The 13,059-nt window shown below is 65.2% G+C and carries 12 protein-coding genes; 5 read left to right on the forward strand and 7 right to left on the reverse strand.

Annotation, left to right across the window (positions count from 1 at the left end; translation table 11 throughout):
- Window positions 1-218: 218 nt before the first annotated feature.
- From ACKI1H_RS03630 to ACKI1H_RS03640, 3 genes are read right to left on the reverse strand one after another with little or no spacing between them, the layout of a single operon-like run.
- Complete coding sequence (locus ACKI1H_RS03630) at window positions 219-563, reverse strand: YdbL family protein (protein WP_138525947.1); 345 nt, start codon at window positions 561-563, stop codon at window positions 219-221.
- Between the two features lie 14 nt (window positions 564-577).
- Window positions 578-769, reverse strand: a complete 192-nt coding sequence (locus ACKI1H_RS03635) for a YnbE family lipoprotein (protein WP_081515164.1) — start codon at window positions 767-769, stop codon at window positions 578-580.
- An 18-nt stretch (window positions 770-787) separates the two neighbouring features.
- The gene (locus ACKI1H_RS03640) at window positions 788-3,352 is read right to left on the reverse strand and encodes an intermembrane phospholipid transport protein YdbH family protein (protein ID WP_440467681.1); all 2,565 of its coding nucleotides are present in this window, start codon (window positions 3,350-3,352) and stop codon (window positions 788-790) included.
- A 171-nt stretch (window positions 3,353-3,523) separates the two neighbouring features.
- Between ACKI1H_RS03640 and dadR the strand changes: the two genes are divergently transcribed.
- The 3 genes from dadR to ACKI1H_RS03655 all read left to right on the forward strand — a co-directional run bounded on the left by dadR (window position 3,524) and on the right by ACKI1H_RS03655 (window position 7,106).
- On the forward strand, window positions 3,524-4,012 hold the full coding sequence (gene dadR / locus ACKI1H_RS03645) for a transcriptional regulator DadR (RefSeq protein WP_015479539.1): 489 nt from the start codon (window positions 3,524-3,526) through the stop codon (window positions 4,010-4,012).
- 151 nt (window positions 4,013-4,163) lie between these two features.
- On the forward strand, window positions 4,164-5,483 hold the full coding sequence (locus ACKI1H_RS03650; protein ID WP_440467682.1) for an NAD(P)/FAD-dependent oxidoreductase: 1,320 nt from the start codon (window positions 4,164-4,166) through the stop codon (window positions 5,481-5,483).
- Between the two features lie 69 nt (window positions 5,484-5,552).
- The gene (locus tag ACKI1H_RS03655; protein WP_440467683.1) at window positions 5,553-7,106 is read left to right on the forward strand and encodes a phospholipase D family protein; all 1,554 of its coding nucleotides are present in this window, start codon (window positions 5,553-5,555) and stop codon (window positions 7,104-7,106) included.
- Here ACKI1H_RS03655 and ACKI1H_RS03660 read toward each other — a convergent pair.
- Entirely contained in the window at window positions 7,103-8,272 is a 1,170-nt protein-coding gene (locus tag ACKI1H_RS03660) for an MFS transporter (RefSeq protein WP_440467684.1), read from the reverse strand. The genes ACKI1H_RS03655 and ACKI1H_RS03660 overlap by 4 nt on opposite strands.
- Window positions 8,273-8,429: 157 nt before the next feature.
- Complete coding sequence (locus ACKI1H_RS03665; protein WP_045217682.1) at window positions 8,430-9,923, reverse strand: aldehyde dehydrogenase; 1,494 nt, start codon at window positions 9,921-9,923, stop codon at window positions 8,430-8,432.
- Window positions 9,924-10,223: 300 nt separating this feature from the next.
- Between ACKI1H_RS03665 and ACKI1H_RS03670 the strand changes: the two genes are divergently transcribed.
- Window positions 10,224-10,586: a cupin domain-containing protein gene (locus ACKI1H_RS03670; RefSeq protein WP_024762072.1), complete on the forward strand. Its 363-nt coding sequence runs from the start codon at window positions 10,224-10,226 to the stop codon at window positions 10,584-10,586.
- A 125-nt stretch (window positions 10,587-10,711) separates the two neighbouring features.
- Here the strand turns inward: ACKI1H_RS03670 and rpmG are convergent, their stop codons facing one another.
- The gene (gene rpmG / locus ACKI1H_RS03675; RefSeq protein ID WP_017520721.1) at window positions 10,712-10,867 is read right to left on the reverse strand and encodes a 50S ribosomal protein L33; all 156 of its coding nucleotides are present in this window, start codon (window positions 10,865-10,867) and stop codon (window positions 10,712-10,714) included.
- Between the two features lie 12 nt (window positions 10,868-10,879).
- Window positions 10,880-11,116, reverse strand: coding sequence for a 50S ribosomal protein L28 (rpmB, locus tag ACKI1H_RS03680; protein WP_009614118.1), 237 nt, complete (start codon window positions 11,114-11,116; stop codon window positions 10,880-10,882).
- A 365-nt stretch (window positions 11,117-11,481) separates the two neighbouring features.
- Here rpmB and ACKI1H_RS03685 point away from each other — a divergent pair, with 365 nt between their 5' ends.
- A complete protein-coding gene (locus ACKI1H_RS03685; RefSeq protein ID WP_440467685.1) occupies window positions 11,482-13,053 on the forward strand; it encodes an ABC transporter substrate-binding protein in 1,572 nt (523 codons plus the stop codon).
- Window positions 13,054-13,059: the final 6 nt, after the last annotated feature.

The following is a 13,059-nucleotide window of genomic DNA, read 5'->3' on the forward strand; positions in this document are numbered from 1 at the left end:
GAGTGACATCCACCATGGTTGCGCTCATTTCACCCAAGACCGGATGGTCGAGGATCTGGCGAAAGTTTCATCAAGTCGAGAGGAAATAGCGAACAGGACGGTATTGACCAGAACTTCTCGCGCCAACCCCTTCACCAGCGGGAATTACCTGCTTTCGCCGAAGTATCCGTGACTCGCCGCCAGACACGGCGGCGAGCAGGGAAATCCCCTTGGCGCGCTTACTTGCGCACCCACTGGCCGTTGACCTGCACATACTGCCCCGAGGGCGTGCGCTCGATGGCCTTCTTGCCGGCCAGGGATTCCACGTCCTTGAGGGTGGCGCCACTCTGGCTGGCGACCTTCTGGTACTCGGCGCGGCGCGCGGCATTGATCTGCGCGGCAACTTCGGCGGCGTCACCGCCGTTCTTCACGACGCCCAGGTAACCGTCGGCCTGCTCGCCGACCAGCCCCTGGGACTTGGCGCCACCCAGCGCGGACATCGCCTGCTCCAGGCTCATGGCCATGACCGGCAGGCTAAGGCAGAGGGCGACCAGCGCGACGCCCAGTTTGCGGTGCAATCTCATGCAAAGACTCCTTATCAGAACAGGCCGCTGTTCTCGTTGATGATGCCGTCGAGCGCCTTGTCGACCTTGATATAGATCTCGTGCTCGATCTTCACGTTGAGGTTGATGTTGATCGGCTCCTTGGGAGCTGCCAGCTGCACGGTGGGCGTGCAACCCTGGGCAAGGCCTGCCAGGAGCAGTAGTGCGAATAGGGCGCGGAGGCGCATTTCAGGTTCTCCTTGCGGTCATGGCGCGGCGGCCGGGTCGTTGCGCAGGCGATCCTGCACGCGCTTGCGGATGGTGTCGCTGACCCGGTCGCTCAATTGCAGGCTGGTGAGCAGCTTGGGCACGTTCTCCTCCAGGTTGACGTTGAGGTTGATCGGCCGGCCCTGTTCCAGTTCGGGATTGCGCCCGCTCAGGCTCAGGGCGAGAAGCAATTTGCCGGATTCATCATAATCCACACGGCTGCTGAGCTTGTCGTAACGGAAATCGTCGATGGCCGTGGCCACCAGCTGCATGGCCGGGTTGCTCTGGCCGAGCGCCTGGATCTTCGCCGAGCGGAACTGCAACACACCCGGTTCACGAGCCGCTACCTCGCCACCCTGGATGACCAGCTTGCCATCGTGGAGGCCGAGCGGCAGGTTGCCGTCGATGATCCCGCTACCGGACAGCCCTTCGGCCGGATAGGCCGCCAGAATCGCCTCCAGTGCCAACCCTTCCAGCTTCAGGGTAAGACCCTGGCCACGGGTGGAAAGATCCACGGTACCGGCCGGCAACCAGGCACGTCCGTTGAACAAGCCGAGTTCCGCCTGCTGCCAGTCGATCCGCCCAGCCAATGGCGCGTCCAGCGAAGCCTTATAGCGGCCCTGCAGGGACAGCGGGCCGAGGGTGACGCCGGGGTTGAGCGAGGCGACTTTGACCTGCGGTAATTGCAGGTCCATCTGCGAGCCATTAAGGGCGAGCTTCGCCTGCAGGTCGAGGCCATGGACCTCGCTGCGGTCATAGACACCCTCCAGCCCGCTGCCGCGCAGATTCAGGTCGAAGCTCTGCGGCGCAGTACCCGGCGGCAGTCGCCAGTTCAGGTCGAAGCTCGCCTTGCCATTGTTCAGGCTGAGCAGGCCCGGCCAGTCGGCCAGGGACTTTTCCACCGGGTTGCCAGTGCGCAGGAAGAACTCCGCCTGCCGCGCGAGCAACGCGACGCCCTGCTTTGTCGAGTTATTCAGGTCGACCTCGGCATTCAGCCCGCCGCTGTTCAACAGGCGGCCCTTGAACTGCTGGGCGTCGAGGCTTGCGGCGAATGTACCCATCGCATTCCAGGACAGCGGTTTGACGTGGGGCTGACGCAGCTCGCCCACGGCCAGTTTCAGCGGGGCATTCAGTTGCAGGCTGACGGGCGCCTCGCTCGCATAGCCCAAGTTCAGCGTGCCTTTACCCAGAGTAGCGACGAGCTTGCTGGCCTTGAGCGACTGCGGGCCGATCAGCGTGCCGACCTGCAGTTGCCCACCATCGGCCAGGTTGAAACTCGCCGACTGCTGATCCACCCGGGCGTCGAAGCTCAGGTCGACGCGGCTGTTATCACCGCGCAGGCCGGCCAGTTCCATATGCGGAATCTTGCCCTCCAGCCGTGAGTCATTCAGTTGCAACGCCAGCGGGGTCGCCTCCAGCAGGGCCACACGGGAGCGCAAGCGCAGGTCGGCGGCCCCCACGGCGCGCAGGTCGGCGCGTACGCTGCCAGTCTCTTCTTCTACCCCGGGCTCGAGGTGCAGCGTCAGGCGTGCCGGGCGCAAACCGACCGGCAGCGCCTGCAGCCAGTCGCCGTAGAGATCGGAAAGACGCAGGTCACCACTGATCACCGAGGGCCGCCAACCGATATCGGTGCCACTGGCAATCAGTCGCAGATCGCCCTGCAGGCTGCCCGCGCCCGGTAGCGGCCAGGGTTGCGGCAGTTGCAGGGACAGATCGACGCTGCCACGGCCATCGCGCAGGCCCGGCCAGTCCGGCCAGGCGGCGTCGCCGGCCAGTTGCGTGTCCCAGCTCAGGCGCAGGCGCCCGGCCTCGGGGATCGGCAACGGCAGGTTCGGCGTCGGCAGCCACATGCCCAGCCAGTTGCGCACTGCCTGCACCGGCGGCACGGCGGGGCTGGCGATGTTGCCGCTGAGCTGGCGGCTGGCCGGCGCCCAGCTGGAGTCCAGGGAAAGCAGCTGCTCGTTGTCCAGGTAGCTGTCCAGTTGCAGGCGCCACCGGCCATCGCCGGGTTGCAGCAGGCCGTTGAACGCCAGTTGCTGGCCGCCCTGGCGCAGCTCTCCGCCCAGCGCGGCGGCGCCGCCCTGGATCTGCTGCCAGTGCGCGCTGCCATTGAGGGTGCAGCGCTGCTCGCGGGCACAGGGCAGCTCGACGGCGATGTGCTCCAGCGCCAGCCGACCGGGCAGCAGGGCCAGCCAGCGGTTGAGCTGGGCAATATCCGGCAGCGCGGCGTCTTCCTCCAACGCCGCTTGCCCCGGCCATTGGCGTACATCGACGCTGCGGGCGCCCAGTTCCTTGAGCCGCCAACGCCCGTCTTCATGCTCGGGCCAACCGACGCGCAGGTCCTGCAGTTGGATCGCGAGTCGCGAACCGTCCGGTGTCTGGCGCTGGAGGGCCAGGCGCTGCAGCGCCAGGCCTTGCCGGGAGACGCCCAGGCCCTGCCATTGCTCGACGCTCACCCCGGCATTCGCCAACAGGCGCGGAACCGCCAGCCACACAGCACCGACCGCCATTGCCAGGAGCAGCAATAGCAGCAGGAGAACGGTGCGCCAGCGGGGAAGCGACATGCGAAAACCTCGGCGGAAAGCGGCCGGCCTCGCCGAAAGGGACGAAGCGTTGGCCTACAGGCTGGCCGTCCGGCGCGGGAAGTTCAAGGGATGCCAGTGATATTCCCTGCACAACCGACTATATTGCCGACATTCCCCCAAAGCTCATCGCTCGACTTCAGAGTCCCTCCCATGAGAACCCAGCACCAAAGCCGTCGCGAACTGGACAAGATCGACCGCAACATCCTGCGTATCCTGCAGGAAGAAGGTCGCATCTCCTTCACCGAACTGGGCGAGCGCGTCGGCCTCTCCACCACGCCGTGCACCGAGCGCGTGCGCCGGCTGGAGCGCGAGGGAATCATCATGGGCTACAACGCCCGGCTGAACCCGCAGTACCTCAAGGCCAGCCTGCTGGTGTTCGTCGAGATCAGCCTGGACTACAAGTCCGGCGATACCTTCGAGGACTTCCGCCGCTCGGTGCTCAAGCTGCCCCACGTGCTGGAATGCCACCTGGTGTCGGGCCACTTCGACTACCTGGTGAAGGCGCGCATCTCCGAGATGGCCTCCTACCGCAAACTGCTGGGCGACATCCTGCTCAAGCTGCCCCACGTGCGCGAATCCAAGAGCTACATCGTGATGGAAGAGGTGAAGGAAAGCCTCACGCTGCCCATCCCCGACTGAAAAGCGGGCTGATTCCCCGCCGTTTGCGGCAAGCTCATTCGATCTATTTACGACGTCCCGGCGCTTTTTCCGGCCAAGGCTATTGGCTGGGCGGGAAGTCGGCGTTTATCCTGCGTAAAATTTTAACAACACAAAAATCAGGATATCGCACATGAACGCCCGCGTTCACCAGCCGGTGCACACCGACCGCCACGCCCCGTCCTACTACGCCGCGAGCGTCAACCGCCGCCTCGAAGTACCGCCCCTGGCCGGCGAGGAAAAGGCCGACGTGTGCGTCATCGGCGGTGGCTTCTCCGGGCTGAACACGGCCATCGAGCTGGCCGAGCGCGGGCTCTCGGTGATCCTGCTGGAGGCCCACCAGATCGGCTGGGGCGCCAGCGGGCGCAACGGCGGTCAACTGATCCGCGGCGTCGGCCACGGCCTGGAGCAGTTCGAGCCGGTGGTGGGCGCCGACGGCGTCCACGCCATGAAGCTGATGGGCCTGGAAGCGGTGGAGATCGTCCGTCGCCGCGTCGAGCAGTACACCATCGATTGCGACCTGACCTGGGGCTACTGCGACCTGGCCAACAAGCCCTCGGATGTCGAGGGCTTCCAGGAAGATTTCGACGAACTGAAAGGCCTCGGTTACCGCCACGAACTGCGCGTGGTCCCGAAAGAGGATATGCGCTCCATCGTCGGCTCCGACCAGTACGTCGGCGGCATGGTGGACATGGGCTCGGGCCACCTGCACCCACTCAATCTCGCCCTCGGCGAAGCCGCCGCAGCGCAGAGCCTGGGCGTCAGGCTGTTCGAGAACTCTGCCGTCACCGGCATCGACTATGGCAACGAAGTGCGTGTGCGCACCGCCAACGGCAGCGTGCGCGCCAAGTCCCTGGTGATCGCCTGCAACGCTTACCAGAACCGGCTGAACCCCTATCTCGACGGCAAGGTACTGCCCGCCGGCAGCTACGTGATCGCCACCGAACCGTTGTCCGCCGAGCAGGCGCACGCGCTATTGCCGCAGAACATGGCAGTGTGCGACCAGCGCGTGGCGCTGGACTACTACCGGCTTTCCGCCGACAACCGTCTGCTGTTCGGCGGCGCCTGCCACTACTCCGGGCGCGACCCAGCGGACATCGCCGCGTACATGCGACCGAAGATGCTCAAGGTGTTCCCGCACCTGGCGAACGTGCGCATCGACTACCAGTGGGGCGGCATGATCGGCATCGGCGCCAACCGCCTGCCGCAGATCGGTCACCTGCCCGACCAACCCAACGTGTACTTCGCCCAGGCCTACGCCGGCCATGGCGTCAACGCCACCCACCTGGCCGGCAAGCTGCTCGCCGAAGCCATCGCCGGGCAGCATGGCAGCGGCTTCGAGCTGTTCGCCAAGGTGCCGCACATCACCTTCCCTGGCGGCAAGCTGCTGCGCTCGCCGCTGCTGGCCCTGGGCATGGCCTGGTACCGCTTCAAGGAAACCCTCGGCGGCTGACCGCCGCTGCGTTCCAGCGGCTAGAATCTTCCGCAGCCCGTCACCGGCGGGCTTGTCGGAGACTCCTCTTTGCTTCCACGCCTGCTCCTGCTGATCCTGCTGGCCCTGGGTGGCTGCGCCAGCGCGCCGCCGCCCGAGCCTTCGCACGTGCTGCCGGTGCAGGGCACCCGGCTGGACAACCAGATCAGCGAGCAGGCCGCCTCCCATCCCGGCCAGTCAGGCTTCCACCTGCTGGCCTCCAGCGTCGACGCCTTCCTCGCCCGCGCCGAGTTGATCCGCAAGGCCCAGCGCAGCCTCGACGTCCAGTACTACATCGTCCACGACGGCCTCACTACCCGGGCGCTGATCCGCGAGTTGCTACACGCAGCGGACCGCGGCGTGCGCGTGCGTATCCTGATCGACGACACCAGCAGCGATGGCTGGGACTACGAGCTGGGCGCCCTCGCCGCCCACCCGAACATCCAGGTGCGCCTGTTCAACCCGCTGCACCTGGGCCGCAGCACCGGTGTGACGCGCAACCTCGGGCGACTGTTCAACCTCTCCGAGCAGCATCGACGGATGCACAACAAGCTGCTGCTGGCGGACAACAGCGTGGCCATCGTCGGGGGCCGCAACCTGGGCGATGAGTACTTCGACGCCAAGGCCGAGATGAACTTCAGCGACCTCGACCTGATGGGCGTCGGCCCGGTGGCGCAGTCGCTGGGGCAGAGCTTCGACCAGTACTGGAACAGCCGCATCAGCCGCCCAATCGAGGACTACCTGTGGGGTGAGCCGGACCTCGACGAACTCAACCGCATGCGCCGCAAGCTGGATCACTACCTGGCGAAGGAGCGGGTGAAAAGCTCCAGCTACATTGCGCGGCTGAACCGCAACAGCGATCGCCCGCACCTGCAGAACTGGCTGGACGACCTGGTCTGGGCGCCGGGCAAGGCGGTCTGGGATACGCCACTGAAAGTGCTCGACCAGGGCGACCCGAAGGGTGAGCAGCTGCTCAGCACCCAGCTGCAGCCGCTGTTCGATGGCGTGTCGAAGGAGCTGATCCTGGTCTCGGCCTACTTCGTGCCGACCAGCGCCGGCGTCGACTACCTGACCCAGCGCGCGGACAGCGGCGTCAGCGTGCGCCTGCTGACCAACTCGCTGGAGGCGACCGATGTGCCCGCCGTGCACGCCGGCTATGCGCCCTATCGACTGGAACTGCTGGAGCACGGGGTGAAGCTCTACGAGCTGCGCGCCGATCCGGACCAGCGCCTGTCCGGGGCGCCATGGATGGTGCGCGGGTCGAGCAGCGCCAGCCTGCACAGCAAGGCGGCGGTGTTCGACCAGCAGAAAGTGTTCGTCGGCTCGCTGAACTTCGACCCGCGCTCGGTGCTGTGGAACACCGAGGTCGGCATCATCGTCGACAGCCCGGAGCTGGCCGATCAGGTGCGCCGCCTGGCGCTGGCGAGCATGTCGCCGAGCGTCAGCTACCAGGTGAAGGTCGCGCCGAACAGCGACCCGCCGAAGCTGGTCTGGATCGAGGAGCGCGGCGGCAAGCTGGTGGCGCTGGATCGTGAGCCGGGCAACGCCTGGCGCCGGCTCAACGCATGGATCGCCGGCGCCATCGGGCTGGAGAAGATGCTCTAGGAACGCTCCTGTTGCAGTTCGGCGTCGGTCGAGCGCATCACCGGCGGCAAGCCGCGCAGGCTCACCAGGATCACAAAGCCGACCGCCCCCAGCGCCATCACCAACGGCAGCGCGTGGCCGCTGATCCACTGGCTGGCTGCTCCCGTGGCCAGCGGCCCGATCAGGCAACCGATGCCCCACAGCTGGGCAATGTGGGCATTGGCGCGGACCAGCGCGTCATCGCGATAACGCTCGCCGATGAGGATCAGCGACAGGGTGAACAGCCCGCCGGCACTCGCGCCGAACAGCACCAGCACCGGCCAGATGGCGATGTGATGCAGCAGTGGCGGCATGGCCAGGCTACTGAGGAACAGCACGATGCCGCAGCCCTTGAACAGCGTCTGCCGCGAGATACGGTCAGCCAGCCAGCCGATGGGCAGTTGCAGCAGCGCATCGCCGACCACCACGGTGCTCACCATCGCCAGCGCCACCGCCTGGGTGAAGCCCTGCTGGATGCCGTAGACCGGCAGCAGGGTGAGGATCATCGCCTCGAAGCCGGCGAACAGCACCACCGCCCAGGCAATCGCCGGGAGCTGGCCGCAGAAGGCGAAAAGCCCGCGCCCATTGGCGCTGTGCGGGTCGACCTTGGGGGCGCCGGTACGGCCGAGCAGCAGCAGGGAGCCGCCCACCAGCAGGCAGACGCTGAACCAGAAGCCACGGTTATCGACGGTGCCGATGAAGGTCAGCAGCACCGGGCCGGACAGCTGGCTCAACGCGTAGCCGGTACCGTACAGGGCAACCAGGCGACCGCGCCATTTCTCGATGGCCAGCTGGTTGATCCAGCTCTCACCGAGGATGAACACGACGGTCAGTTGCACGCCGATCAGCAGGCGCAGGAACAGCCAGATCGGGTAGCTCTGCAGCAGCGCCAGCAGGCCGACCGAGAAGGCCCCGGAAAGCAGGCACAGGCGCATCAACAGCGGCGTGCCGACGCGCGCCGCGAGGCGCCCGGCAATCATCGCACCCAGCAGCACACCCACCGCCGGCGTGGACGCCATGACGCCGATGGCGAAGTTGCCATAGCCCCAGCCTTCCAGGCGCAACGAGACCAGCGGCATGGTCAGGCCCAGGGCTAGACCGATGCTGATGACGGCAGCACACACAGCAAAATATGGACCCCAACGCATTGTCTTTCTCCCGTTCCATCCGGAGCGCACGCCAGGCGCGAGGGTGCCCGATGCGCAATGCACAGCGGCCGGGTTTCCCTGAGGGAAACCCGGCCGCGGGTGTGGCTCTTTGTCAGAGCCGGCCCCTGGATCGGGGCCGACCTGCTTCAGCCGAGGATCAGAGCTTGATCCAGGTGGCTTTCAGCTCGGTGTACTTGTCAAAGGCGTGCAGCGACTTGTCGCGACCGTTGCCGGACTGCTTGAAGCCACCGAACGGAGCGGTCATGTCGCCGCCGTCGTACTGGTTCACCCACACGCTGCCGGCGCGCAGCGCCTTGGCGGTCAGGTGGGCCTTGGACAGGTCGCTGGTCCACACCGCGGCGGCCAGGCCGTACGGAGTGTCGTTGGCGATGCGCACGGCTTCTTCGGCATCGGTGAACTCGATGACCGACAGCACCGGGCCGAAGATCTCTTCACGGGCGATGCGCATGGCGTTGGTCACGCCGTCGAAGATGGTCGGCTCGACGTAGGTACCGCCGGTCTCTTCCAGGGTGCGCTTGCCGCCGGCCACCAGCTTGGCGCCGTCGTCGTGGCCAGCCTGGATATAGCTCAGCACGTTGTTCATCTGGGTGGTGTCGACCAGCGCACCGACGTTGGTTTCCGGGTCCAGCGGGTTGCCCGGCTTCCAGGCCTTGATGGCTTCGACGACCATCGGCACGAACTCGGCCTTGATCGACTTCTCCACCAGCAGGCGCGAGCCGGCGGTGCAGACTTCGCCCTGGTTGAAGGCGATGGCGCTGGCGGCAGCTTCAGCAGCGGCTTTCAGGTCCGGAGCGTCGGCGAAGACGATGTTCGGGCTCTTGCCACCGGCTTCCAGCCAGACGCGCTTCATGTTCGATTCGCCCGCGTAGACCATCAGCTGCTTGGCGATCTTGGTCGAACCGGTGAACACCAGGGTATCGACGTCCATGTGCAGGGCCAGGGCCTTGCCGACGGTGTGGCCGAAGCCCGGCAGGACGTTGAACACGCCTTTCGGGATACCGGCCTCGATGGCCAGCTGGGCGATGCGGATGCCGGTCAGCGGCGACTTCTCGGAAGGCTTGAGGATCACCGAGTTACCGGTGGACAGCGCCGGGCCGAGTTTCCAGCAGGTCATCAGCAGGGGGAAGTTCCACGGCACGATGGCGGCAACCACGCCGACCGGCTCGCGGGTGACCAGGCCCAGTTCGTTGTGGGCGGTGGCGGCGACTTCGTCGTAGATCTTGTCGATCGCTTCACCGCTCCAGCGCAGGCTGTTGGCGGCGCTGGACACGTCGATGCTCAGCGAATCGCTGATCGGCTTGCCCATGTCGAGGGTTTCCAGCAGGGCCAGTTCCTCGGCGTTCTCCAGCAGCAGCTCGGAGAAACGGATCATGACCTTCTTGCGCTTGGCCGGGGCCAGGCGCGACCAGGAGCCGGAATCGAAGGCGGCACGGGCAACCTGCACGGCACTTTCGGCATCGGCCAGGTCGCAGCTGGCGACCTTGGCCAGGAAGCGGCCATCCACAGGGCTGATGCAATCGAAGGTGGCGCCGGATGCGGCGTCGACGTATTCACCGTTGACGAAGGCGCGGCCTTCGATCTTCAGGTCCTTGGCGCGAGCTTCCCAATCGGCGCGAGTGAGGGTACCCATGACAACGTGTCCTCTTATTAATGTACTTATCAGGTGCAGGCGCCCGGCGGGCGCACTGTCAAAAATATCGCAAGGCGGAGCGAACGCATGCTGTTCGCCACCCTAAACCGGAGGCAGCCAATTTTCAATATTTTTTACACTAAGCGGCCAAATGGCCTTGTCACGTTCGTTTTATTAAACATAGACTGCCTTGATTCGTCGGCTGATGGTTTTCCGACAGCCGCTTCGGAGTAAATATCCAACAGCGCTGCGCGTGCCCGCACGCACTCTCGCCAACAACTCTAAAGAACCGAGACCGCCATGAACGTCGAGCAGATCGTCGATTTCGCCCAGGCCACCACCGCCCCCGAACACTACCGTCCCGCCCCGGACCGCATCATCAAGGGCGACCCGGCGCAGAACGTACGCAACCACTACGCCAGCGACTGCGGCCAGTTCAACGTGGGCATCTGGGAAGGCGAGCCGGGCCACTGGAACGTCAGCTACACCGAGCACGAGTACTGCGAGATTCTCCAGGGTGTGTCGGTGATCCGTGACGCCAATGGCGGCGCCAAGACCGTGCGCGTCGGCGACCGCTTCGTCATCCCGGCCGGCTTCAGCGGCACCTGGGAAGTACTGGAGCCCTGCCGCAAGGTCTATGTGATCTTCGAGCAGAAGGCCTGAGCACCCGAACCTGAAAAAGCCCGCCGAATGGCGGGCTTTTTTGTGCCTGCCGTTTCACAGGAAAAACGGCAGGCAAGAAAAAACCCGCCACGAGGGGCGGGTTTCTTCACAAGGGCGAAGATCAATTACTTGATCTTGGCTTCCTTGTAGATCACGTGCTTGCGAACAACCGGATCGTATTTCTTGATCTCGATTTTCTCAGGCTTGGTACGCTTGTTCTTGTCGGTGGTGTAGAAATGGCCGGTACCGGCGCTGGACACCAAACGGATCAGTTCGCGCATGACTGCAGCTCCTTAGAATTTTTCGCCGCGGGCGCGCAGGTCGTTCAGAACGGCCTCGATGCCACGCTTGTCGATGATACGCATGCCTTTGGCGGAAACGCGCAGACGCACGAAGCGCTTCTCGGATTCAACCCAGAAACGGTGGTGCTGCAGGTTCGGCAGGAAACGGCGGCGGGTTTTGTTGTGTGCGTGGGAAATGTTGTTCCCGGTAACCGGACCCTTACCGGTCACTTGGCAAACTCTCGACATGGCTCAGCCCTCTGTAAACCACATGCCAAACCCGGCATGGGTTGGCTGCTTAACTCAATAGGATTCTCAGTTTCACCGGGGTCTTAACTGCCGCTTCGCCGCGATCGAGTCGCAGGATCAGAGCAGGGCCCCAGAAAAGAGCGCAGCTTTATATCAGAAAGACACTTCCAGCTGCAAGGGAAAGCATGACTCGAAAAAGCCGACGCCAGCCCCCGCGGGCCGCGGCACTGGTGCCGTTCGTCGCCTGTCATCGTTGTGACGGGCGGCGGCTTGGTCTAGGGTAGCTCCTTCGAGGCTGCCAACAGCCTTGCATGACCCGCCCAGCCTCGCGGATGGGCATCTTGCCAGCTTACACGGAGTCCGTCATGCGTCTTGCCCTTCTCGCCCTCCTGCTTTCCCCTGCTCTCGCCAGCGCCGCCTCGCTGAGCGTGTGCACCGAAGCCAGCCCCGAAGGCTTCGACGTGGTCCAGTACAACTCGCTGACCACCACCAACGCCTCGGCCGACGTGCTGATGAACCGCCTGGTGGACTTCGATGCCGCCCGCGGCGAAGTAGTGCCGAGCCTGGCCGAGAGCTGGAAGGTCTCCGACGATGGCCTGACCTATGACTTCCAGCTGCGCGACGGCGTGGCCTTCCACCACACCGACTACTTCAAGCCGAGCCGGACGCTTGCCGCCGACGACGTGGTGTTCAGCTTCCAGCGCATGCTCGACCCGGCCCAGCCCTGGCACAAGGTCGCCCAGAGCGGCTTCCCCCATGCCCAGTCGATGCAGCTGCCGAGCCTGGTCAAGGCCGTGGAGAAGGTCGATGAGCACCATGTACGCTTCAGCCTCAACCACCCGGACGCCACCTTTCTGGCAATGCTCAGCATGGGCTTCGCCTCCATCTATTCGGCCGAGTACGCCGACCAGTTGATGAAGGCCGGCACCCCGGAGAAGCTCAACGCCCAGCCGATCGGCACCGGCCCCTTCGTCTTCAAGCGTTTCCAGAAGGACGCCGTGGTGCGCTACGCCGCCAACACCGAGTACTTCGGCGGCAAGCCAGCTGTGGATAACCTGGTGTTCGCCATCACCCCGGACGCCAGCGTGCGCCTGCAGAAGCTCAAGCGCGGCGAATGCCAGATCGCCCTGTCGCCCAAGCCGCTGGACGTAGAGGCCGCTACCAAGGACGCCAGCCTGAAGGTCGAACAGACCCCGGCCTTCATGACCGCCTTCGTCGGCATCAACAGCCAGCACCCGCCGCTGGACAATCCCAAGGTACGCCAGGCGATCAACCTCGCCTTCGACAAGGGCACCTACCTCAAGAGCGTGTTCGCCGGCAGCGCCACCACCGCCGATGGCGTATACCCGCCCAACACCTGGAGCTACGCCAAGGACATCCCCGGCTACCCCCGCGACCTGGACAAGGCTCGCGCGCTGCTGGCCGAGGCCGGGCACAAGGACGGCTTCAAGACCACTATCTGGACCCGCCCCTCCGGCAGCCTGCTCAACCCCAACCCCAGCGTCGGCGCGCAGCTGCTGCAGGCGGACCTGGCACAGATCGGCATCCAGGCCGAGATCCGCGTGATCGAGTGGGGCGAGCTGATCCGCCGCGCCAAGGCCGGCGAGCATGACCTGCTGTTCATGGGCTGGGCCGGCGACAACGGCGACCCGGATAACTTCCTCACCCCGCAGTTCTCCTGCGCCAGCGTGAAATCCGGGCTGAACTTCGCGCGCTACTGCGACGACAAGCTCGACGGCCTGATCAGCCAGGGCAAGGCGGTAGCGGACCAGGCCAAGCGCAGCGAGCTGTATCACCAGGCGCAGCAAATCATCCACGACCAGGCGCTGTGGCTGCCGCTGGCACACCCGACCGCCTCGGCGCTGACCCGCCAGAACGTCAAGGGCTACACGGTGAACCCTTTCGGCCGCCAGGACTACTCGAAGGTGCAGCTCTGAGCAGCG

It is taken from the genome of Pseudomonas sp. YH-1 (genome assembly GCF_051990045.1).
Taxonomy (GTDB): Bacteria; Pseudomonadota; Gammaproteobacteria; order Pseudomonadales; family Pseudomonadaceae; genus Pseudomonas; species Pseudomonas nicosulfuronedens.